The following is a 22,311-nucleotide window of genomic DNA, read 5'->3' as shown; positions in this document are numbered from 1 at the left end:
GATTGCTGAGGCGAGAGTTTCGCGTTACCACTCAGCTTCCTTATACTTCTCGCGAAATATAAGCTTTGTAGGTCCAATTAGACCCCCGTCCTTTTACCGGAGACGATGCCGTCGCCCTCTACTCAGTTTCCCTTTCGCAAGCAATGCTCCGAGGTGATCTTCAATGATTCGATTGTTACTACTCTCACAGCCTAGGAGCAGCTCTCTGAAACGATCATAACCATCTACTTTCCTCTTCTTTGCATATGTAACATATAAAGTTGGAAAATTCTTAATTAACTTTTATTTGTTAAACGTATTATAGGACGTTGTTCTTTTCATTGTCAACATGTTTTCAGAAAATATTTTTAATAATACATATATTTTCGAATCTTTTTTATTGCGCAATAAAACTTTTTGTATAATACTATATAAAACATATATATTTAGGAGGATTACAACAATGTCCGAAAAAACATACGAACTCGCAACCTTCGCAGGCGGTTGCTTTTGGTGCATGGTAAAGCCATTTGATGAACTTCCTGGTATTCATAAAGTATTTTCTGGCTATGCAGGTGGTCATGTAGAAAACCCAACATATGAACAAGTAAAAGCTGGTACATCTGGTCATTTAGAAGTTGTACAAATTACATTCGATCCTTCTATTTTTCCATATGAAAAATTACTAGATTTATATTGGCCACAAATCGATCCAACTGATGATGGCGGACAATTCTTTGACCGCGGTCCATCTTATCGCACTGCTATTTTTTATCATAATGAAACGCAAAAAGAGCTTGCTGAAAAATCAAAACAAGCTCTTGCAGAAAGCGGTATGTTTAAAGAACCAATCGTAACTGAAATTCGCCCGGCTGCACCTTTTTATGAAGCCGAAGAATACCATCAACATTTCTATAAAAAGAACCCAGAGAAATATGCTACTGAGCAAAAAGAATCTGGCCGTGAAGACTTTATAAAAGAAAATTGGCAAAAAAAATAATAAAAATGCATCGTACCTTTTAAGTACGATGCATTTTTATCTTTGAAAAAAGTACCATGCAATGATGAGAACAACCGCTGTCAATGTCCAAAGTGCGATTTCATTTTTCACTCTACTCTTCTTCTTAGTCATTTCATTCCCTCCTAATAGCAATACAACATATTCAAGATTTCCTCTGTTTAATTGTCCATCTTATATACGTGAATACATCCGTACAAATTCTTATAACAAGACCACCAATGATTCCGATTGCAATTGAAATTACTAACATCTGTCCAAAACTAAGAGTAGTTGTGTATGTTATGTAGATAACAACGCATACAAGTAAAACATCCGGTAAAGAAAGCAAAAACTTTTTAAGCATTTCTTCAGCTCTCCTATGCTTTATTTGTAATTTATACTTTCTACTGTAGCTTTGAAATAAAGTTTGTTCAAAAATTCCATTTAGACACTCATTTTATGGAAAAAGAATAAGAACCTCTTTTAAAAAGGGGTTCTTATCTACATATCCTATTCCATAATTACTCCTAAACTAGAATAATATTACTAGTGATTTGTTGTGAATTAACTATTTGCTAGGCAATCGGATGTTACGCCAGCTACCTACATCGCATTGACCATATGTATTATCACCTACTGCTACCACCGTGCCATCTAATTTCAGACCGACCGTATGCGCACAACCCGCCGCTATCGCTACAATATCACGCCAATCGCTTACATTACATTGACCATACTCATTCCAGCCGACTGCCACCACGGTACCGTCTGATTTAAGTCCGATTGTATGATTCGTACCAGCTGCTATTGCCATAATATCTTTCCAGCTGCCTACATCGCATTGACCAAGTTTATTATTACCCACTGCCATCACTTTTCCATCCGATTTCAAACCAACAGTATGAAGATAACCTGCCGCCAACTCCACCATACCACGCCATCCACTTACATTGCATTGGCCATATCGATTATTCCCCACAGTGGTCACTGTGCCGTCCAATTTAAGACCGACTGTATGCCAGTCACCCGCCGTGACCGCCACAATATCACGCCAGCTGCTTACATTGCATTCTCCTTCTTTATTTCGGCCCACCGCTATTACCGTACCATCCGGTTTAAGGCCAAGGGTACGACGCCACCCTGTCGCAACCGATACGATATTATGCCATTCGTTTACATCACATTGATCATGCTTATTCCACCCCACCGCTTCCACAGTATTATCACTTTTCAGAGCGATTGTATGAGCATTACCCGTGTTCGTCGCCATATGAACATTGCCCGCTGCGACTGCTTCAATATCACACCAACCGCTTACATTGCATTCTCCTTCTTTATTTCGCCCCACTGCCACAACTGTGCCATCCGATTTAAGAGCAACTGTATGACCACGACCTGCCGCTATCGTATCTTTAGGCCACCGTTTTACTTTTAACATTTCTTCTTTCGGTGAAATGTAATTCATGTTTTACCTCCTTGCATATAAGCAACTGTATCCAAATAGATATTTTTATCTAATTTCAGTATAAATGACCCGACTTTTTTTATAAATTTACAGCTACAAAAGAAGCCTACTACTACTTCTTCAAAAAATAAAAACCTCCAGTTTAAATACTAGAGGTTCCTTCTTTATTTCTTCAATCGTTCAATAAAATCGTTCAATTTATCAAGTGATTTCATATTCTGATTACAAGCTACACCATCTTTGCAAATATAGTTTCCCTTTTTCACAAAGGTTCCTGGTACATCACCTTTAATTTCAACTAAAAACATCCCAACTTCTTCATGTCCATGACATAATGAACAAATGCTCTTTTTATTTAAGCTCTGGAACGTTCCTTGCAGACCAACAAACTTATTTTTATCATTTTTCGCTATAATAAATTTCCTGCTTGACCCTTTATCAATCCAGCTTAAATAAGATAATTCTTTCATGTTCAGTTCTTCCATATCAGGAAGTTTTAATTTTTTCGCTTTAGGGAATAATTTTTTTAATGTTTGCGCTGTAACTTCCTGAAACGGAATGACATATGGATTTATTTTCAGTAAAAACGATTCTGCATCTTCTCTATTTTGAACTGTTAATACGGTATCAATTAACTCTTTCTGTTCATCCGTTAAATTCTCAAATACATGTATTATCTTTTCAATCGCTAGTGATTTTAACGCTTGAATTACACCTCTATCATTTGCCGTTGCGTGCCCATTTGCTAAAATATAAGCTTGTGATTTTATAAAATTGTATTGATCACTTCTAATAAAAGCTTCCATCTTTATCACTCCATACAAATTGTTGATCTAGTCTTATTGTATACAATGATTCAGCTTTTTGATATGTAAAAGATAACTTAGAAACGAATATTACATACATCGATTATATTTTACCGCTCCATTTCCTGACAAAAGAAACCATCGTCTGTTTTCCATTCAGCATATAATACATCCTCAAATTTAGTAATCCCTCTTTGCTTTATTTGCTTATACAGCCATCCTTCATCAAAGCCAGCTTCTCTCAAATTATCTTTCACTACTTTTCCATCACTAATTAATGAAATTGGTAAATATACAGGCTTATGCTTTAAACTTAAATCATTTATAGTAGGAGATTCATATTTGCTCTTTTTCAGAACGCTTATGTTTCCGTTAGGTTCCAAAATCATATATTCAACTTCTCGAATTGAAAAAATATCTTTTTGCTGCCTAAGCATTTGTTGTAATTGATTAATATCTAAATGATTTGAACTTAATTGTTCTCGGTCAATCTTTCCATTACGGATAATAATTGAAGGATACCCTTCAAAAAACCTTCTTGTTCCTCTTATTTTTTGTGTTATCACTTCTATTGAATAAATTAAAATTACCCAAACAAATACTGAATATAAAATAGACCACACTTTAATTTTAGGATCATATATTGAATTTCCAACGAGCTCACCAAGGACGATAGCTGAAATAAAATCAAAGGGGGTTAGCTGAGATATTTGTGTTTTCCCTAGTATTTTTGTAGCAATTAATAGAACAAAGAAACCAATTAAAAGCTCTATCGTTATTTGTCCAATATGATTCATAAATGCTCACCTTTCTGCTTTTCACTCAAATGTTCTATATTCTATTTAGTAAAAAAACGACACATTTTTCTATTATTTTGTCCATTCATACGCAATATATCCAATAGATACAAAGCAAAAAAGAGTCTAGTTCAATTTAATAATTGAACTAGACTCTTTTATTTTTATTTAGAATACACGATCTTTTTAATCGTTTCTCCGGAAAGAAAATGCTCCTCCGCAAGTTGATGAATGGAAATTCCGCTTTTAAACGCTTCTTTAATAGCTTTATTTCTTTCATCTAATTGTTTTCTTCCTCCAGATCGTGTACCCCATTTATAATGTTTCGTTTCTTGTTTTGGAATGTAAATTGTTTCACCTTGTATATACTTTTGAATTTCAGTAATTAAACTTTCTGGTAAAACTGTCGCAGCTTTAACGTATTTCATTTCTGCTCGCCCCTTATTTTTTATGGTTCATTTCAATAAGGTGCAAAGCCAAATATAAAAAATGATACGAGCTCATTTAGGCGATTGTATATTACTTGTCTACCTCACGCAAAGTATCGCCATTTCCATACTTGGCTTTGCATGAGACGCTGCAGTGTCCGGCAATTGAATTGTAATCGCCATATAAACACCTCCTAATATACCTTTTGCATTTTATTATATGATAAATTCCTCCCCCTTGCATCCACATCCTTTTTAAAGCATGAAATTACTTAGTTTGATATAATACTTTTTAGTCCAATTCAAAAATATAGTGAGGTTGCTTTATGAAAAAGAAAATAATTATTACAATCGTTACATTATTCATTATTACTGTAGCATTATTTGGAACATACAAATTGATGAACGCAAGAAGTTTTCAATTGTTTGGAGATTTAACAAACCGAGTAGAAACAAATGAAAAAGTGATTGCTTTAACTTTTGATGATGGTCCTACGAACAATGTAAAACAAATATTACCGCTACTAGATACATACAATGCAAAAGCTACTTTCTTTTTAATCGGAAATGAATTAGAGAAAAACCTATCGTTAGGAGAAGATATCGTACAATCTGGACACCAAATTGGAAACCATACATACTCTCATAACAGAATGGTTTTTAAAACACCTTCTTTTATTAAAGAAGAAATAGAAAAAACGAATGCATTAATCCGCCAAACAGGATATACAGGCAAAATTGATTTTAGACCACCTAACGGTAAAAAGCTAATTGGTCTGCCCTATTATTTAAATAAAAATAATATCGAAACAATCACATGGGACCTTGAACCTGATACCTTTTATAAGTCTGCTGCTGATAAAATTGAATATGTTAATAAAAATGTAAAACCAGGTTCTATCATTTTACTGCACTCTATGTACGATGAGTCTAATGAAAATTTACAAACGATTGAAGGTATTTTAGACTCTTTATCTAAGAAGGGCTATCAGTTCGTAACAGTAAACGAACTGCAAAAAAGAGCAAAATAAAGTGAAACTTTAATCAATGGGGGCTTTTACGGGATAAAAAGGTAGCGTATCATAGAGCGATACGCTACCTTTCTTTTTAAATAATGCCAAGTACATTTAAGAATACGATAATAATCGCGATTGGTGCGATAAAGCGAAGTAAGAATAACCATAATGCGAACAGTTTATAACCTTTATTTTTATTTACACCAAGCTCTTTCATTAATACATCTTTCTTCATTTTTAAAGGAACAAAGATAGAAACTAATAAAACACCAAGTGGCATTAGTACGTTACTCACTGCGTAGTCCGCTAAATCAAAGATTGTCTTTCCGAAAATCTTCAGATCACTTAATATACCAAATGATAATGCTGATGGTACTCCCACAACGAAGATTAATAACCCTACGATTAAGGCCGTTTTTTCACGTTTGCCTTTACCTTTTGATGTTAACGACGCAACACTAATTTCTAGCATAGAAATAGCAGATGTAATCGTTGCGAAGAAGAACAGCAATAAGAAAATAACGAAGAATACTTTTCCGAACGCCATTTTACTGAAAATAGCAGGTAATACGATAAATAATAATCCTGGCCCTTGAGATGGTTCTAATCCAAATGCAAATACAACTGGGAAAATTGCAAGTCCTGCAAGTAATGTAATTACTAATGTTAAAGCTACGATAGAAAATGCTGAACGCGGTAAACTTTCTTCCTTCGGTAAGTATGAACTATATGTTACCATTACTGCTACACCGACCGATAATGAGAAGAACGATTGACCCATCGCATATAAAATAACTTCTGATGTTACATGTGAGAAATCAGGTTGTAAGAAGAAACGAACTCCTTCTCCCGCGCCGTCTAATGTAAGAGCACGAACAATTAATACAAAGAATAAAACGAATAGCGCTGGCATGAAATATTTATTTACTTTTTCAACACCGTTTTGTACGCCTTTACTTACGATAAAAATAGTAATAAGAATGAATAATAACTGTGCTCCTACTGCTAAATAAGGATTGGAAATGATTTCACCAAACGTATCTTCGTATGCGCCATTTCCTTCCCATAGTCTACCTGTAATTGCATTCCATAAGTATAATAAAATCCATCCCCCTACAACACTGTAGAAAGAAAGTAATATGAAACAAGTTACAATCCCTAATTTCCCTAACCATGGCCATAATGTTTTTGGTGCGATTTCTCTATATGCATCAACAGCCTCTTTTTGTGTACTTCTTCCGATAACGAATTCAGCTAATAATAGCGGTAAACCAATTAATAATGTGAAACCGATGAAAATAAGGAAGAACGCCCCGCCTCCTCCGATGCCGGCCATATATGGGAATTTCCAAATCGCCCCAAGGCCAATTGCTGAACCTGCTGCAGCTAATACGAAACCTAATTTCGATGTCCATTGCTGTGAATTCATTTATTATTCTCCTCTCTATCTCTTTTTCTTTGTTACAATTCGATATTTATATTGTTCTATCCATACTCTTTTCTAATACGTTCACTTCCTCCCTACTAATAAAAAACGCCCCTACGTAAATACGTAGGGACGACAAAAATATCGCGGTACCACCCTAGTTATGAAGATACACCAAAGTTAGGACCTAAATAAAAAACGTCCCTACGCAAATACGTAGGGACGATAAATTATCGCGGTACCACCCTAGTTATGAAGCCACAACAAAGTAAGACCTAAATAAAAAACGTCCCTACGTAAATACGTAGGGACGATAAATATCGCGGTACCACCCTAGTTGTGAAACAATCTTCACCACTTTATTTGATAACGGTATAAACTACCGTCTTTCATTTCCTCATAATGTGAGATTTATGAAAGATGCTCCAGGACGAACTTCATGAATAATCTATATGCTGATTCACACCAACCATCAGCTCTCTGAAATAGGGAGATATTCACTACTATACCCTTTCATTGCCCAAATATTATTTTCCGAATTGATTACTATCATTTTTATCATACATTAAAAATAGTGTCAACTTATATTTTGAATTTTTATGTATTACATTCTATTTAAAAATGTAAAATATGACTTTTAAATGAATAATATTAGAATATTTATGTTCCATACTATATTAACTACTCTAACAGGTTTATAGTAGTATACGATGAATGCAAGACAGCACGAGTAGGAGGAAAGAATTTTGTCTACTTCAAAAGTTTTAAAAGGTACTGCTTTATTAAGTGGTGCAACAATGATATCACGTATATTAGGTTTTATATACTTCTTCCCTTTTCAACTATTAGTCGGAACACAAGGGGTCGCTTTATATGGATATGCATACTCTTGGTACGGTATTTTATTAAGCTTCTCAACTGCCGGTATTCCTATTGCCGTTTCTAAATTTGTTGCAAAGCATAATGCGCTCGGTGATTATAGTACAAGCAAAAAACTATATAATTCTAGCGTAAAATTAATGCTGTTTATGGGTTTTTTAGGATTTCTAACTTTATTTATTGGAGCACCATACATATCACAATTTATTATTCGCTCAAAAACGCCAGATCCGCAATTTATCGCTGATGTAACACTTACGATGCGAGCATTAAGTTTCGCACTTATTATCGTACCAGCTATGAGTGTTACACGTGGTTATTTCCAAGGATTTCAACATATGAAACCAAGTGCTGTTTCTCAAGTCGTAGAACAAATTGCGCGCGTTGTTTTCATTTTAGTTGGTAGTTTTATCGTTTCAAAACTATTAGGGGGTTCAGTCGCCTCTTCTGTTGCAGTTGCTACGTTTGGCGCTGTTATCGGGGCACTTGCCAGCGTTTCGATTTTAATGCTGTACTGGAAAAAATATAATAGATTAAAGCCTCCCGAAGGAGAATTAAAGTCCAGGGCATCGAATATCCCATTAAAAAATATTTATATGGAATTACTTCGATATGCAATCCCAATTGTATTTGTCGGCATTGCAATTCCGCTCTATACGTTAGTAGATCAATATACTGTAGCTGATGTCCTTAGAGCTATGGGAGAGCCGTTAGAAACAGCGAATGCAGTGTTCGCTTATATAACGAACTATGCCCAAAAGTTAATTATGATTCCAGCTTCACTTGCAACTGGATTCTCATTAACGATCATTCCGGCAATAACGAAATCTTATACAAGCGGGAAACTAGAAGAATTACAAGAACAAATTGCAAAGATATTTCAAGTCTTGTTATTCTTCACTATCCCAGCTGCATTCGGTCTTGCTAGTATCGCTTATGATGCATTCCGTATGGTTTATGTAAATCCTGAAATTGCACTTGGTGGATCACAATATTTAATTTCATTTGCACCTTCTGCTATATTAAGTGCGATTTTCACAGTTTCAGCAGCTATTTTACAAGGAATCGATTATCAAAGAAAAACGATGATTGCTTTCTCAGTCGGTATTCTCGTTAAAGTTTTAGTAAATACACCGCTCTTACATTTATTTGGCGGACACGGTGCTGTAATTGGAACAATTCTTGGATACCTCGTTTCCAATGTTATTATGTTGTACTGCATCATTAAGTTTGCGAAATTTAAAATTGGCGAAACAGCAAAAACAGTACTTCTTATTACAATTTACTCCGCAGCGATGTCTGCTGTTGTAATTGCTTTAAAAGCTATTTTAAAATGGTTAATTCCTGGACAATCTTATATCGAATCACTGCTTATTGTATGTATTTGTGGCGTCGCAGGAGGACTTGTTTACCTTTTATTCGTCCTAACGAGCGGACTTGCTTCACATATTCTCGGTGATAGGATTCAGCGATTACCCGTACTAGGTAAATTAGTCAAATAAAAAGAAGGGATGTAACGCATTGTTACATCCCTTCTTTTTCACTTCGCATATTGAATATGTTTTTGTTGTTCCGTAATATGTAATTCTGGAGCATGTTGTTCTACTAAATGTAATAGCTCTTCGATTAACACTTCTAACTCCTGTACACTATACTCCGGTTTCCCTATTAACGTATTCGCCATACGCTCATATAAGTTTTCAGGCTTAATACTCATTCGTTCCACATTATTCGGCATCCATTTAAACGCCGGGTGATGCACATACATTCGGTTTAAACCAAATAAGACCCCAAATATATTTCTTTGAACTTCACAAATAACATCATATAACATAAGCCAGTCTTTTCGTTTTAAAAGTGCCTCTCGATTATGCCAGCGATTGCTTAACCAAAGATTTTCTGAAATCATCTGTTCCGCAAGTTCTTCTGGATATAATACCACTCTATCTTTTAATTCATTCACTTTCTCTTCTCCATACAAACTAACACCATCATGAACGGATGATACGATACATTGTTTTTCATAACTTATATCATATTGATCCACCACATCCGAAATAACTTTCTCTACTGTTTCTGTTAAAAAGTTACTGATTTCTAATTTAATTCCCTCTTTTGTCAAATATGTTTCCGACCATTCTTCTTCCTCATAAGGATGATATGACAAAATCGCTCCACCAATATGATTAATAGGCCCTTTACGATCCTCATCCTCTGGTGGCGTTGACCATAATATATGTAATTCTATATCCGAATGTTCATCTTCTAACTTTCTAGCTACTGAACCTGCTAAAATAATAGCTTCGATCTTCGGATTTCTCCTATAAACCTCCGACATTTCTATCGCTTTCTCTTTTAATCCCACTTCATTTCCCCCTATAATTGCAGTACACCCTTACTTTTTCATTTATCTATTTCGATATTGCGCATTGCATTCCCTTTTCAAATTCCCACTAAATCATATTTTTACCCAATAACGCTGAACAATTTCCCCAGTATGAGAAGAAACTACTTCATTTTCTAAAACACCGCCAACCTTTTGAATCGTTTTAGCCGAAGCAATATTAGCTTTATCGCAAGTTATTAACACTTTCTGTAACCCTAACTTTTGTGCTTCATATAATGCGAGCTTCAATTGTTTTGTCGCGTAGCCTTGGCGACGTTCATTCGGATGAACACTATATCCAATATGACCACTTTCCCGCAATAATTCTTCGTTTAATCGTTGTCTAATATTCACAAAACCTACAAGTTCCCCTTTTTCAAAACTTAAAAATTGACTAGAAGGTACTCGATTACCTTGTAAGTTTTCTCCCAGTTCCTGTTTACTCACTTTTTCAAACCATTCATCAAGTGCAGCAAAATTTTGTAAAGAACTACTGCCATGTGGTTGTTCATCCGCATGTAAAAATGCCTCTCGATACTCCATAATTTGTTCGCTATATTCATTTGTCGGTTTTAATAGTTTCATTGTGTTTCTCCTCTCTTAATATCCTATAACAAACCCCTTAATAGTTCTATTTCACCATTAAGGGGTTTCTATCATTTTTATTCAAATAATCCCATACTTAAATACCGTTCTCCCGTATCAGGTGCAATACATAAAACTTTTTTACCAGCGCCTAATCGTTTTGCTATCATAATCGCTGCGTAAACAGAAGCTCCAGAAGATGGTCCAACTAATAACCCCTCTTGTCTTGCTAAGTTTCTCATTGTCGTTAAAGCCTCTTCGTCTGCAATTTGAATAATTTCGTTATACACTTTTGTATTTAAGTTTTTTGGGATAAATCCTGGACTTGTTCCTACTAGCTTATGAGGACCTGGAACACCGCCTGATAAAACGGGAGATCCTTTCGGTTCTACTACTGCAATATATAAGTTTGGTAGTTTCTCTTTTAACGTTTCCCCGGTCCCTGTAATAGTTCCACCAGTTCCAGCCGTTGCTACGAATGCATCAAGTTCGCCATCCATTTGTTCATAAATTTCAAGTGCAGTCGTATAACGGTGAATATTCGGGTTTGCTGGATTTTCAAATTGTTGCGGAATAAAACTATTTGGTATTTGCTTTTGCAGTTCTAACGCCTTCGCAATTGCTCCTGGCATTCTTTGTTCTGCTGGTGTTAATACTACTTCTGCTCCGTATGCTTTCAATAAATTTATACGCTCTTTTGACATATTGTCTGGCATAATTAAAATCGCTTTATACCCTTTCGCAGCTGCATTCATTGCTAAGCCTATTCCTGTATTTCCGCTTGTCGGTTCAATAATTGTATCTCCTGGTTTGATGAGACCATTCTCTTCTGCAACGTGCAGTAAATTATAGGCAGCGCGGTCTTTCACACTGCGTGATGGATTAAACATTTCTAGTTTTACATACACATCCGCTGCGTCTTCTGGAATAAATTTAGATAATCGGACGACAGGTGTATCTCCTATTAATTCTGTAACATTTTCACATAATTTCATAGTGCATCCCCTATTCTATCGTTTTCTTATCACTTGGTAATAACCAAGAAGTAAGTCCAATTAATGGTAGACAACTACATAGTAACATAATGAATTGTAGACTATATATGTCAGCCAATTTCCCAAGTACTACAGATCCTAAAGCTCCGAGTCCAAACGCAAGCCCTACAATTAATCCAGATACCATCCCTACTTTTCCAGGAACAAGCTCTTGCGCATAAACAACAATTACACTAAAACTACTTGAACTAATAAAACCGATACATAAAAATAGCGGTACGACCCACATGAGCGAAACGTGAGGTAATAAAAGGGCAAGTGGCGCCGAACCTAGCATTGAAAATACAATAATTGTTTTCTTTCCAAATCGATCTGCTAACGGTCCACCAAAGAAAGTTCCTAATACACCGGCAATCATAAATGCGAATACGAAATACTGGGCATTTTTTATAGATAAACCGTAATGCTCAATTAAGTAAAATTGATAAAAATTCCCTATACCAGCACCGTACCAAGAACGTACAAAAGTAAGGAAAACAAGAAGTAGAATAACAAATTTAATATGTGTACTTACAATCGCATTTTCCGCCTCAAGCGCAGCCCTCTTTTTTCTTCTCACAGCGCCAGTTGCTAATTCATTCCTATACCAATTTGATACAAAAATTAATAATACAATTCCTACCGCTGCAAAGGCTGTAAAACCTAAAGAGCCAATTTGGCCGAGCGGAACGAAAATTAAAGCTGTAAAAATAGGCGCTAGGGAATTCCCTGTATTTCCTCCTACTTGATAAATCGCTTGCGCTAAACCTCGTTTTGCACCGGCTGCCATATAAGCAACTCGAGCCCCTTCTGGATGAAAGACTGCGGAACCTAATCCGATAAATAAAACAGAAATAATAACAATAATAAAGTTCGGTGCAAATGCAAGTCCAATCATCCCAAGCATACTCGAAAACATACCGAGCGGTAATAAAAATGGTGACGGCTTCTTATCCGAATACATACCAAAAACCGGTTGCATAATCGATGACGTCATATTTAACGCAAACGCAATCCACCCTACTTGCATATAGGATAAATTCATCGTTTTTTCCAAAATAGGAAACAATGCCGGCACAACTGCTTGCATCGAATCATTTAAAAAGTGACCGAAACTAATCGCAAATAGTATTCGATATATCGTCGGTGTTTCTATTGTATTTTTTTTCGAAACTGCCTGCATATATGAATCTCTCCTTCCTGTACAAAATATATATTTATTACAGCAGGTGTAATAAAGTAAGACTTTAATCTCGATAAATTCTGACTTTTGAAACATTTCTATTCTATACTGGTTTCATTTCTTTTTCCAGAAATATCACTTCTTAAATAATATATTTTTTCTATACGTTTTATCGGATTTATTTATAGAAATTTTCTATATTTTCTTTTATAATAGGACGGAGATGAATGGAAGGATGACTACTATGAAGAAAAAAACAAAAGGAATCGTTGCACTCTCAATCACATTATCTATGTTTTTAACAGCATGTGGTCAAAAACAAGAGGCAACAACTACCGGAGAAAAGAAAAAAGAATCTTCAAAACAAGTATTAAACATTGTAGAAGCTGGGGAAATTTCTACACTTGATTCATCTATCGCAACTGATGGGTTTTCTTACGCTGCATTAAACAACGTAATGGAGGGATTATATATGCCTGGCCCTGACAATAAACCTGTTCCTGCGGCAGCTGAATCATACAAACTAAGCGAAGACGGAAAAACATATACATTCACATTACACGATTCAAAATGGTCAAATGGCGATCCAGTGACTGCTCATGATTTTGAATATGCATGGAAACGTGCCGTTAATCCAGAAACTGCTTCTGAATACGCACATATTATGTTCGATATTAAAAACGCTGAAAAAATAAATAAAAAAGAATTACCAATTGATTCATTTGGTGTAAAGGCAATTGATAATAAAACGCTTGAAGTACAGTTAGAACACCCTGTTCCATACTTTTTAGGGTTAATGGGATTTGCAACATTTTATCCTCAAAACAAAAAGGTTGTAGAAGCGCAAGGGAAAAATTACGGACTTGAAGCTGCAAATGTAGTTTATAACGGGCCGTTTCAATTAAGTGAATGGAAACATGATACAAGTTATAAAATGACAAAAAACCCGAACTACTGGGATAATAAAAATGTGAAATTAAGTGAAATTAATGTAAATATCGTAAAAGATACTTCCACAGCCGTTAATTTATTTGAAAGCAAACAAGTAGACCGAATTACGATTAATTCAGAGTTTGTTGATAAATATCAAAAAGATCCGAGCTTAAAGAAAATGGAACGTCCTTCTATGACATTTTTCCGATTTAGCCAAAAGAATCCTTTATTAGCAAACAAAAACGCTCGAAAAGCTATTTCGCTTGCTTTTGATAAACAAGGAATCGCAACAACAATTTTAAATAATGGTTCTATACCGGCGAATGCATTCGTTCCGAAAGGATTCGTAAAAGGACCTGATAATAAAGATTTTCGCAGTACAAGTAATGTAAAAGTAGAAACAAATGTGAAAGAAGCTAAATCACTATGGGAAACTGCGAAAAAAGAAACAAATTTACAAAATGCTTCTCTTTCAATCATAACAACTGATGAGTCTAACGATAAAAAAATTAGTGAGTTTTTAAAAGGTGAACTGGAGAAAAACTTACCTGGATTAAAAATCACATTACAACCACTTCCAGTAAAAGCATTTTTAGATCGTGAAGGAAATGGCGATTTTGAAATTTCACTTTCTACTTGGGGACCAGATTATCCTGATCCTACAACATTTTTAAATATGTTTGTCACTGACGGACCGTTTAATAAGATGAGTTATTCAAACAAACAATACGACGAATTAATTGAGAAAACGAGCTCTACTTTAGCAACTGATTTACCAGCACGTTGGAAAGCGTTCCAAGATGCAGAGAAAATCTTACTGGAAGATGAAGCAGCTATCGCTCCAATCTTCCAATCAGGACTTGTATATTTAGAACGTCCAACAGTAAAAGGTGTTGTTATTCGTCCATTTGCAGGAATTTATTCTTATAAGTGGGCCTCTATTACAGAATAAGAAAAAGGCGATCCTAACATATATTAGGATCGCCTTCTTTATTAAATTGCAAAACGCTTATACTTTTCGTAATCACTCGTCTTACATTCTACTTCTAGTTTTGTACCTTCGTTTTCATAACTCGTAGATAAAACGTGCGCATGATTATTGAAATAAGAAACTACCTGCCCTTGATCATACGGGATTAACATTTCACACTTCGTATACTCTTTATAAATGTGTGAGCGAATCATTTCTACAAGTTCTTCCATTCCAACATGTTTCTTCGCTGATAAATAAACGCGGTCTTCTTGTACTTTCGGAATTTCAACATCTACCATATCTGATTTGTTATAAGCATAAATGATCGGGATATTTTCTACTCCAATTTTCTTTAACGTTTCATTTGTAATATCAATTAACTGTTCATAATTTGGATTTGCGTAATCTACAACGTGAATAAGTAAGTCTGCTTCCGCTACTTCTTCTAACGTTGAACGGAATGCTTTCACAAGGTGATGCGGTAATTTGCTTACAAATCCAACTGTATCTGTTAATAAAAATGATTTGTTATCTGGCAAATCAATATTTCGTACAGATGTTTCTAGCGTCGCGAATAACATATCTTTTTCAAATACTTGTTTTTCTTCTGTACCATTATAAATCTCAAGCATCGCATTCATCGTCGTTGACTTTCCTGCGTTCGTATAGCCTACTAATGCTACCACTGGTACTTCATTTTTCTTACGTTGCTTTCGCTGCGTTTGACGCTGGGCAACAAGTGCTTCTAGATCTTTATTTAAAACTGAAATCTGTTCTTCAATTTTACGACGATCTAACTCTAATTTCTTCTCACCGACACCTTTATTTTTCGTACCAACTCCGCCGCTCTGTCTTCCTAACGATTCACGAAGACCGATTAAACGAGGCATCATATACTGAAGGTGCGCTACCTCTACTTGCAACTGTGCTTCTTTCGTTTTCGCACGTTGCGCAAAAATATCTAAAATTAATATGGTACGATCAATAACTTTACAATCTAAATCCGCTTCTAAATTTCGAATTTGTGAAGGAGATAATTCGTCGTTAAAGATTACCATATTCGCATCTACTTCATTTACATACGCTGCTACTTCTTCAATCTTTCCTTTTCCAATATAATGGGAAGGATTTACTCGTTGTAAATTTTGCGTCACTTGCCCAATTACCTCTACATCACAAGCTTCTGCAAGGTTTGTTAGCTCTTCCATTGAATATGCAAAATCATCTTCATTACCTAAATTTACTCCAACTAAAACTGCTCTTTGTAATAATTCTTCCATATATTTATTCCTCCATTTCGATTACGTAAAATAAAAAACACAGGTTACTGCCTGTGTTTTCGTAAACGGATAAGGGTTCACCAAAGAAACAGGAGAAAGCTATACTTTCATCCTATCTCAATAGTCAATAAGTCCCAAAATCATATACGTATCCACAATAAGTGTTCACCTATACGATCCCATTCTATTTATAAAGGCAAAACAAAAAGAGGGCGTATTCGTCCCTCCCTCTTTTTCACATATAAGCTTAATAAAGGGTTCCTTTAAAATAGGCAGACCAATCCCGTTCACTCTGCACACAGACAGAGCCTTTGAGCGCTATTCAATTATTGGCACAAAGTATTGAGACGTAATCTGATTAAGATCAAAGGAAGCCCCTCCGTTCATTTAAGTTACATAAAGTGTAGCATAAGTAATTCGCTTTCACAAGATTAAACCACCTATAGAAACAGAAAGAAAATCTTTATATATTTACTTTAATCGTCATTTTTTGCGCGTTCTTCTTACAATAAAAATCACAAGAACTACTATCAGTAACAGACCTACAGAAAGAGTAACAACTTGCCACCAGCTTAAACCGTTCAACTTGCCACCTTTTAAATCGCCTTTCTTCGTCGGAACAGATTCTTTTGCAATTTGACTTAAAGCCACTTTGTCCGCTCCTGCCTCATCTAATCTCTTCGTTCCACTACACATAGATGTCTCTAAGTTTTCCTCTCCTCTATAAGAAGAAAAGACTAAGTACTCTCCCCCCTCCGCAAAAGGAAATGTACAACTACTAAAACTTGTATATACAATCACTTGCGAAGAGCTTGTCCCTTTCCAAATTCTCTTCACTTCAAATAATGTTTTCATTTTTCCGTCCTTCTCTTGAACCTCTAATACCTTACCTTCAAACACTACATCATTGTTTTGTAACTTCTCTTCTGGTGATGCTTTCACACACTCACAAGCGTAAGACTTCTCTGGTAAAATAAAATAAGTAAGGCTGCAAATTAAAACTAGAGACAATACATATACGATTCTTTTCAAGAATCTCAAACTCCTTCATGATCAATTTTAGAAGCTTTCCGTATATTATTTGGACATCACTCCTCAAATCCCTTTTCGTTTTATTAAAATATAATGATTTCCACAAACAAAAAATATTTATTGACATTTTTATAACCTGATATTAGTATCAGGTTATAAAAATAAGTTAGGAGATGTTCCTATGCATTCTAAATCTCGTATTACTGCAATCGGTACTTATGTCCCAGATCAAATATTATCTAATAACGATTTAGAGAAAATGATTGATACGAATGATGAATGGATTGTACAAAGAACAGGAATGAAGGAAAGACGAATCGCGAGCGAAAGCGAATACTCCTCACACTTAGCCATTAAAGCAATTGAAAATTTATGTACAACTTTTAAAAAGAACTTAGAAGATATAGACTGTATCATCGTCGCTACAACAACCGCTGACTATGTTTTTCCGAGTGTCGCGTGTCAAATACAACAACACTTCAACATACCCCATACACTAGCTTTTGATTTAAATGCAACTTGCGCTGGTTTCACATATGGTCTGCACGTTGGGAATAGCTTGATTACTTCTGGATCACATAAAAAAGTACTTGTCGTAGCAACAGAGACATTATCTAAAGTTACTGATTACAGCGATAGAACGACCTGTATTTTATTCGGTGATGGTGCTGGCGCTATTTTATTAGAAAGAGATGAAAACAAACCAAGCTTTGTCGCTGCTCACATGGGAACAAATGGTGCTGGTGGCATTCATCTATACCGAACAAACTTATCTACTACTATGAATGGTACACCACTGCAAACAAATGAAAAAATCGTGCAAAATGGGAGAGAAGTTTATAAATGGGCAACACGTACGGTGCCAGCAGGTATAAAAGAACTATTACATACTGCAAATATGCAAATAGATGATATAGACTGGTTCGTACCACACAGTGTCAACTTACGAATGATTGAATCTATTTGTGAAAAGACCGAAATTCCAATTCAAAAAACTTTAACGAGTGTAAAATACATGGGGAATACATCTTCAGCCTCCATTCCACTCGCTCTAGATCTAGCTAGAAAAGAAGGAAAATTAAATAATGGAGACATACTTTTGCTATACGGATTTGGTGGTGGTCTTACGCATTTAGGCCTTATTGTGGAGTGGGATTTAAACTAAAAGTTTTTTTATACAATTCACTACAAAAAAGCTGCATTCAAAGATTGATTACCTCCCTTTGAACGCAGCCTTTTTTATCTTAATTTTATTTACCTGTCCGAGCCCATATCACAACAGGAATCAGCATGAAAGCTAAAACTCCTCCAGCTAATGACAATGCTGCATAACTTGAATTCGCTACTACCATACCTGACATCGCTCCGCCTGAAGCTCCAGCTAGCGCGATAAACACATCTATTTTCCCTTGTGTTTTTGCACGTGTGGAAGGTATAGTTGCATCAACAATTTGAGCCGTACCACTTATTAAACCGAGGTTCCATCCTAATCCAAGTAAAGACAAAGCAACAATTAATAGTATTAAAGAATCACTCGGCGCTATTGCAGCTATGACACCTGCTGCTAGTAAAATTACTCCACCAGCTATACTCATCGTAGTTCTTCCAATTTTATCAATTAGTATTCCCGTAACGAGAGAGGGAAGATACATTGCACCAACATGAAAACCAATCACAAGCCCTACTTCACTTAATCCATGACCGTGATGTCCCATATGAACCGGTGTCATCGTCATAATTGCAACCATCACGACTTGTGTAAGTATCATTACGATAGCTCCAACAGTAATACCTCGTTTATTTTCTGTCGCTTCTTCTATTACTGCTTGCCCTTTATATGTATGCTCTTGTTTATATGTTTCTATCATATTAGCAATAAGTAACGGATCTGGACGAAGCATAACAAATAGAAAAAGACCAGCTAGTATAAATGCTGCTGCCGATAATATGAACGGACCAGCAAGTTCAGGAATTCCAATTGAATGAGCAAACCTTCCCATTACACCTACTAAATTCGGACCTGCGACTGCACCAAAAGTCGTCATTACCATCGTAATACTAATAGCAGTTGCTCTTTGCTTCTTATTCGCTAAATCCGTTCCAGCATACCGCGCTTGTAAATTCGTAGCTGTGCCCGCGCCATATATAAGTAAAGAGACTAACAAAAGAATAATACTATTTGTTAAAGCTGCCACCACAACTCCGATAGCCCCTAGCCCGCCTACTATAAAACCAGCTGCAAGCCCTATGCGGCGACCATGTTTTTGCGATAATTTTCCAACAAAGAAAGCCGCTACCGCAGATCCCATTGTAAACATAGCTGCCGGCAATCCTGCATATGCATCTGTCCCAAGCATTTGCTGCGCAAGAAGTGCACCTACTGTAATTCCGGCAGCTAACCCTGCTCCACCGAACATTTGTGAAATGCTTACGATTATTAATGTTCGTTTGTATAATTTTTGTTGGTCTTCTTCTGTGTATATGTGATTACTTTTTAAAGCCCCCGCCTCATCTAACAATTCCTCATCCTCCCTTTGAAATAAAATCCCCTTGTTAATGTATTATGTTTTACATTACATATACAACAACATTTTCTATTCGTTTTTTTCATTCTAAAAACTTACTAACCATAGACTACTTATCTCATGCTATATTAAAAATACTACTATTTACAATATGCAAGGAGAAAACAATAAAAAAACAGGCTGCTATTAGCCTGTTTTTTTACGCTTCCTCTACTACCCTTTTCCTTCTCCCTTTACTCAAAGCCTTCCCTTCCCAAAATAACAAACTTACTAACGCAAAAACTAAGATAATCGGCACACTTACTTTATATAAATCTGTAAAACTTATTGCCATCTGATTTTGAGCATAGTGATTCACATCATTCGAAAATGCGAGTACCTCTTTCTTTATACTTTCCTCTTGTTTTTCAACTTCTTTTGTCACTTGATTCATAACTTCTTCTCTTTTTACATCTCTATATTCTACTGGAATTCCTCTTAATACTTCATCCACTTTTTGGTGAATTAATGCATCTTTTTTCTCTTTATTTAACCCTACAAATGTTTTATGTTGATGCTTTTCTACACTTGGTTCTATACTTTGGTTCTCTATTTTTTCTTTTGTTACTTGTAGTATTTCAGCTTGCTGTGAGCTATCCACATGAATATTATGCACTTTTTCTTCTGCATAACGATATACATTCTCTTTATTTACAGCTAAATTGTGCGTTAAGTTAGATACAAATATTGCAACTGCTAATACAATTCCTACTTGCCGCAACATTGAGACAACACTTTGAGAAGCAGTTAATAATTCCCCTTCAAACGAAGAAGCACTTAAAACTGTAATTGGACCTACTACTAAACCATACCCAACACCTAATATCATACATGGAATAATAATTTCTATATTTGTTGAATTAACATCAATCATTTGCAACCAATAATAAGATAAGCCCATAACAAGAAAGCCTGACAAAATAATAGTTACCTTTCCGAGTTTTTTAATTAAAGTTGCTGCAACTGGTGAGACAAAAAATATCATTGCTGAAATAGGTGTCACTAAAAAAGCTGCTTCAATTTCCGTTCGGCCTTGTATTTTCGTCAAGAACGTCGGAAGCAATACAGTAACTCCAATTAAAAATAAATTACTTAATATGATAACGATAGACGCTCCGACAAACATTCGATCTTGAAATAACTTTAAATTCACCATTGGATTATGAATCTTTCGTTCTACTAAAACAAATAGAATAAGAGAAATAGTGCTAATTGCATAACAAGAAAAAGCAATATTACTTTGCCATCCCCATGTATTGCCTTTTACTAATATGAGAGTAAAAGAAAAAATTGCTGTGCTACTTAATAGTAGTCCTACCCAATCTATTTTTGAGATAATACGTTCCTCATTTTTTATTTGCAGCATAACGCAGCATAAAATGATTCCAAGAATACAAATTGGAACATTTACGAAGAACACCCATCTCCAACCGAAATTTTGTGTAATAATTCCACCTATTACTGGTCCCATTGCAGCTGATAGTCCTTGTGTTACCCCTAAAATTGCAAGTGCAACATGCCTCTTTGCTAATGGCATTGCTGATACGCCGATTACCATACTTGTCGGAAATAAAATTGCCGCACCAATACTTTGTATAAAACGAGAAAAGATAAGAAAATCGCCCGTATTAGCAAAAGCACAAAGCACTGATCCACCACCAAAAATTATCAAACCAAGAATATACATCTTTGCTTTCCCAAAAATATCAGCTATCCGTCCTAGTGGAATGGCTAGTACTGCTATTGTCATTGTATAAACATTTAATACCCAAGACATCTTTTCTAGTGAAGTATTTACACTCGTTTGTATCGCTGGTAAAGCTATATTCATAATTGTCGTATCAATCATACAAAGAAATATACCTAAGCACATTAAAAAGACAATCTTAATACCCTTTGATTGCTCCATGTTCATCTACCCCTTTATTTATTATGAACGTGTTTTTTATTCTTCCATTTTATTTTGTTCTTTTGCTTCTAGTTGCTCTAGTTTTCTTTTCAATGTCTCTACTTGAGCACTATACGATGCAATACCTACATCGAGTGAAATTTCCTCAACAAAAGTAATACCTTCTCTCCACTTTTCATATTTCAAACGAAGATCCGCAATGTATACCTCTTTCCTTTCAATTTCGTCCTCAATCCATTTTTTTATCGCCTTGTCATCACTATAATTACCGAAATACATCCTCATTAAAAAATCTGAACGTAAAACATCCTTCTCTACATCTGTTTGCATGTATTGATAAAACTCTTCACGTCCTTCATCTGTAATAAAGTACATTTTCTTATTCGGTTTCCCTTCTTGCATAACAACTTCTTTTTTTATTTTCCCCTCTTTTTCCAATTGTCTTAAAGTTGGATAAATCATTCCAAAACTCCCATCAAAAAAATGAGTAAATACATCTTCAAACACAATTTTAATATCATAACCAGACAATTCTTTTTCCATTAATAAACCTAAAACAACATCTCTTCCCTTCAAAATAAAACCCCCACATAGTATATAATCAATAATCATATTAACAACATTAATATGATTATT

At 35.3% G+C, this 22,311-nt stretch carries 20 protein-coding genes and 1 other annotated feature; of the genes, 5 read left to right on the top strand and 15 right to left on the bottom strand.

All coding sequences use genetic code 11. The features are described 5' to 3' along the window. Nucleotides 1-442 precede the first annotated feature (442 nt). The gene (gene msrA, locus DN394_RS23750) at nt 443-979 is read left to right on the top strand and encodes a peptide-methionine (S)-S-oxide reductase MsrA (RefSeq protein WP_098084667.1); all 537 of its coding nucleotides are present in this window, start codon (nt 443-445) and stop codon (nt 977-979) included. Between the two features lie 163 nt (nt 980-1,142). Here msrA and DN394_RS23745 read toward each other — a convergent pair whose 3' ends face one another. From DN394_RS23745 to DN394_RS23725, 5 genes are all read right to left on the bottom strand, one after another. Then, nucleotides 1,143-1,343 (bottom strand): hypothetical protein, encoded by a 201-nt coding sequence (locus tag DN394_RS23745; RefSeq protein ID WP_098109876.1) that lies wholly within the window; start codon nt 1,341-1,343, stop codon nt 1,143-1,145. A 204-nt stretch (nt 1,344-1,547) separates the two neighbouring features. Then, nucleotides 1,548-2,444: an RCC1 domain-containing protein gene (locus DN394_RS23740; protein WP_097917611.1), complete on the bottom strand. Its 897-nt coding sequence runs from the start codon at nt 2,442-2,444 to the stop codon at nt 1,548-1,550. A 164-nt stretch (nt 2,445-2,608) separates the two neighbouring features. Continuing rightward, the gene (locus DN394_RS23735) at nt 2,609-3,250 is read right to left on the bottom strand and encodes a FusB/FusC family EF-G-binding protein (protein WP_046959069.1); all 642 of its coding nucleotides are present in this window, start codon (nt 3,248-3,250) and stop codon (nt 2,609-2,611) included. A 110-nt stretch (nt 3,251-3,360) separates the two neighbouring features. Continuing rightward, the gene (locus DN394_RS23730) at nt 3,361-4,047 is read right to left on the bottom strand and encodes a DUF421 domain-containing protein (protein WP_088062986.1); all 687 of its coding nucleotides are present in this window, start codon (nt 4,045-4,047) and stop codon (nt 3,361-3,363) included. Nucleotides 4,048-4,211: 164 nt separating this feature from the next. After that, nucleotides 4,212-4,475 carry a CD3324 family protein gene (locus DN394_RS23725; protein ID WP_000878309.1) on the bottom strand — a complete coding sequence of 88 codons (264 nt, stop codon included), beginning with the start codon at nt 4,473-4,475 and terminating at the stop codon, nt 4,212-4,214. Between the two features lie 326 nt (nt 4,476-4,801). Here DN394_RS23725 and DN394_RS23720 point away from each other — a divergent pair, with 326 nt between their 5' ends. Continuing rightward, the gene (locus DN394_RS23720; RefSeq protein ID WP_097917610.1) at nt 4,802-5,506 is read left to right on the top strand and encodes a polysaccharide deacetylase family protein; all 705 of its coding nucleotides are present in this window, start codon (nt 4,802-4,804) and stop codon (nt 5,504-5,506) included. Between the two features lie 76 nt (nt 5,507-5,582). Here DN394_RS23720 and DN394_RS23715 read toward each other — a convergent pair whose 3' ends face one another. Further along, a complete protein-coding gene (locus DN394_RS23715) occupies nt 5,583-6,920 on the bottom strand; it encodes a sodium-dependent transporter (protein ID WP_149294308.1) in 1,338 nt (445 codons plus the stop codon). A 300-nt stretch (nt 6,921-7,220) separates the two neighbouring features. After that, nucleotides 7,221-7,443 (bottom strand) — a binding site (T-box leader). 220 nt (nt 7,444-7,663) lie between these two features. Between DN394_RS23715 and DN394_RS23710 the strand changes: the two genes are divergently transcribed. Then, nucleotides 7,664-9,298 (top strand): putative polysaccharide biosynthesis protein, encoded by a 1,635-nt coding sequence (locus DN394_RS23710; RefSeq protein WP_149294307.1) that lies wholly within the window; start codon nt 7,664-7,666, stop codon nt 9,296-9,298. A 38-nt stretch (nt 9,299-9,336) separates the two neighbouring features. Here DN394_RS23710 and DN394_RS23705 read toward each other — a convergent pair whose 3' ends face one another. The 4 genes from DN394_RS23705 to DN394_RS23690 form a co-directional block, all read right to left on the bottom strand. Further along, nucleotides 9,337-10,161: a DUF4037 domain-containing protein gene (locus tag DN394_RS23705; RefSeq protein ID WP_149294306.1), complete on the bottom strand. Its 825-nt coding sequence runs from the start codon at nt 10,159-10,161 to the stop codon at nt 9,337-9,339. A 93-nt stretch (nt 10,162-10,254) separates the two neighbouring features. Then, nucleotides 10,255-10,767 carry a GNAT family N-acetyltransferase gene (locus DN394_RS23700; RefSeq protein WP_149294305.1) on the bottom strand — a complete coding sequence of 171 codons (513 nt, stop codon included), beginning with the start codon at nt 10,765-10,767 and terminating at the stop codon, nt 10,255-10,257. Between the two features lie 77 nt (nt 10,768-10,844). After that, a complete protein-coding gene (cysK, locus tag DN394_RS23695) occupies nt 10,845-11,762 on the bottom strand; it encodes a cysteine synthase A (protein ID WP_149294304.1) in 918 nt (305 codons plus the stop codon). A gap of 10 nt (nt 11,763-11,772) precedes the next feature. Further along, nucleotides 11,773-12,984, bottom strand: a complete 1,212-nt coding sequence (locus tag DN394_RS23690) for an MFS transporter (RefSeq protein WP_088121830.1) — start codon at nt 12,982-12,984, stop codon at nt 11,773-11,775. Between the two features lie 244 nt (nt 12,985-13,228). Between DN394_RS23690 and DN394_RS23685 the strand changes: the two genes are divergently transcribed. Next, nucleotides 13,229-14,869, top strand: coding sequence for a peptide ABC transporter substrate-binding protein (locus DN394_RS23685; RefSeq protein ID WP_149294303.1), 1,641 nt, complete (start codon nt 13,229-13,231; stop codon nt 14,867-14,869). A 41-nt stretch (nt 14,870-14,910) separates the two neighbouring features. On the opposite strand, the gene hflX is transcribed toward DN394_RS23685, so the two are convergent. Together hflX and DN394_RS23675 are read right to left on the bottom strand one after the other, a co-directional pair. Continuing rightward, the gene (gene hflX, locus DN394_RS23680) at nt 14,911-16,170 is read right to left on the bottom strand and encodes a GTPase HflX (RefSeq protein WP_149294302.1); all 1,260 of its coding nucleotides are present in this window, start codon (nt 16,168-16,170) and stop codon (nt 14,911-14,913) included. Nucleotides 16,171-16,653: 483 nt separating this feature from the next. Then, nucleotides 16,654-17,202, bottom strand: coding sequence for a cobalamin biosynthesis protein CbiN (locus tag DN394_RS23675; RefSeq protein ID WP_149294301.1), 549 nt, complete (start codon nt 17,200-17,202; stop codon nt 16,654-16,656). Between the two features lie 181 nt (nt 17,203-17,383). Here DN394_RS23675 and DN394_RS23670 point away from each other — a divergent pair, with 181 nt between their 5' ends. Next, nucleotides 17,384-18,367: a ketoacyl-ACP synthase III gene (locus DN394_RS23670; RefSeq protein WP_149294300.1), complete on the top strand. Its 984-nt coding sequence runs from the start codon at nt 17,384-17,386 to the stop codon at nt 18,365-18,367. A gap of 85 nt (nt 18,368-18,452) precedes the next feature. Here the strand turns inward: DN394_RS23670 and DN394_RS23665 are convergent, their stop codons facing one another. The 3 genes from DN394_RS23665 to DN394_RS23655 all read right to left on the bottom strand — a co-directional run bounded on the left by DN394_RS23665 (nt 18,453) and on the right by DN394_RS23655 (nt 22,251). Further along, nucleotides 18,453-19,721, bottom strand: coding sequence for an MFS transporter (locus DN394_RS23665; RefSeq protein ID WP_149294299.1), 1,269 nt, complete (start codon nt 19,719-19,721; stop codon nt 18,453-18,455). A 205-nt stretch (nt 19,722-19,926) separates the two neighbouring features. Further along, nucleotides 19,927-21,675, bottom strand: coding sequence for an MFS transporter (locus DN394_RS23660; protein WP_149294298.1), 1,749 nt, complete (start codon nt 21,673-21,675; stop codon nt 19,927-19,929). A gap of 36 nt (nt 21,676-21,711) precedes the next feature. Then, a complete protein-coding gene (locus DN394_RS23655) occupies nt 21,712-22,251 on the bottom strand; it encodes a PadR family transcriptional regulator (RefSeq protein WP_098109865.1) in 540 nt (179 codons plus the stop codon). Nucleotides 22,252-22,311: the final 60 nt, after the last annotated feature.

Origin of the sequence: Bacillus sp. BB081 (assembly GCF_008368895.1) — a bacterium.
Lineage (GTDB): Bacteria > Bacillota > Bacilli > Bacillales > Bacillaceae_G > Bacillus_A > Bacillus_A wiedmannii.
The sequence above is the reverse complement of the archived record's forward strand: the minus strand, read 5'-3'. Positions and strand labels throughout refer to the sequence as shown.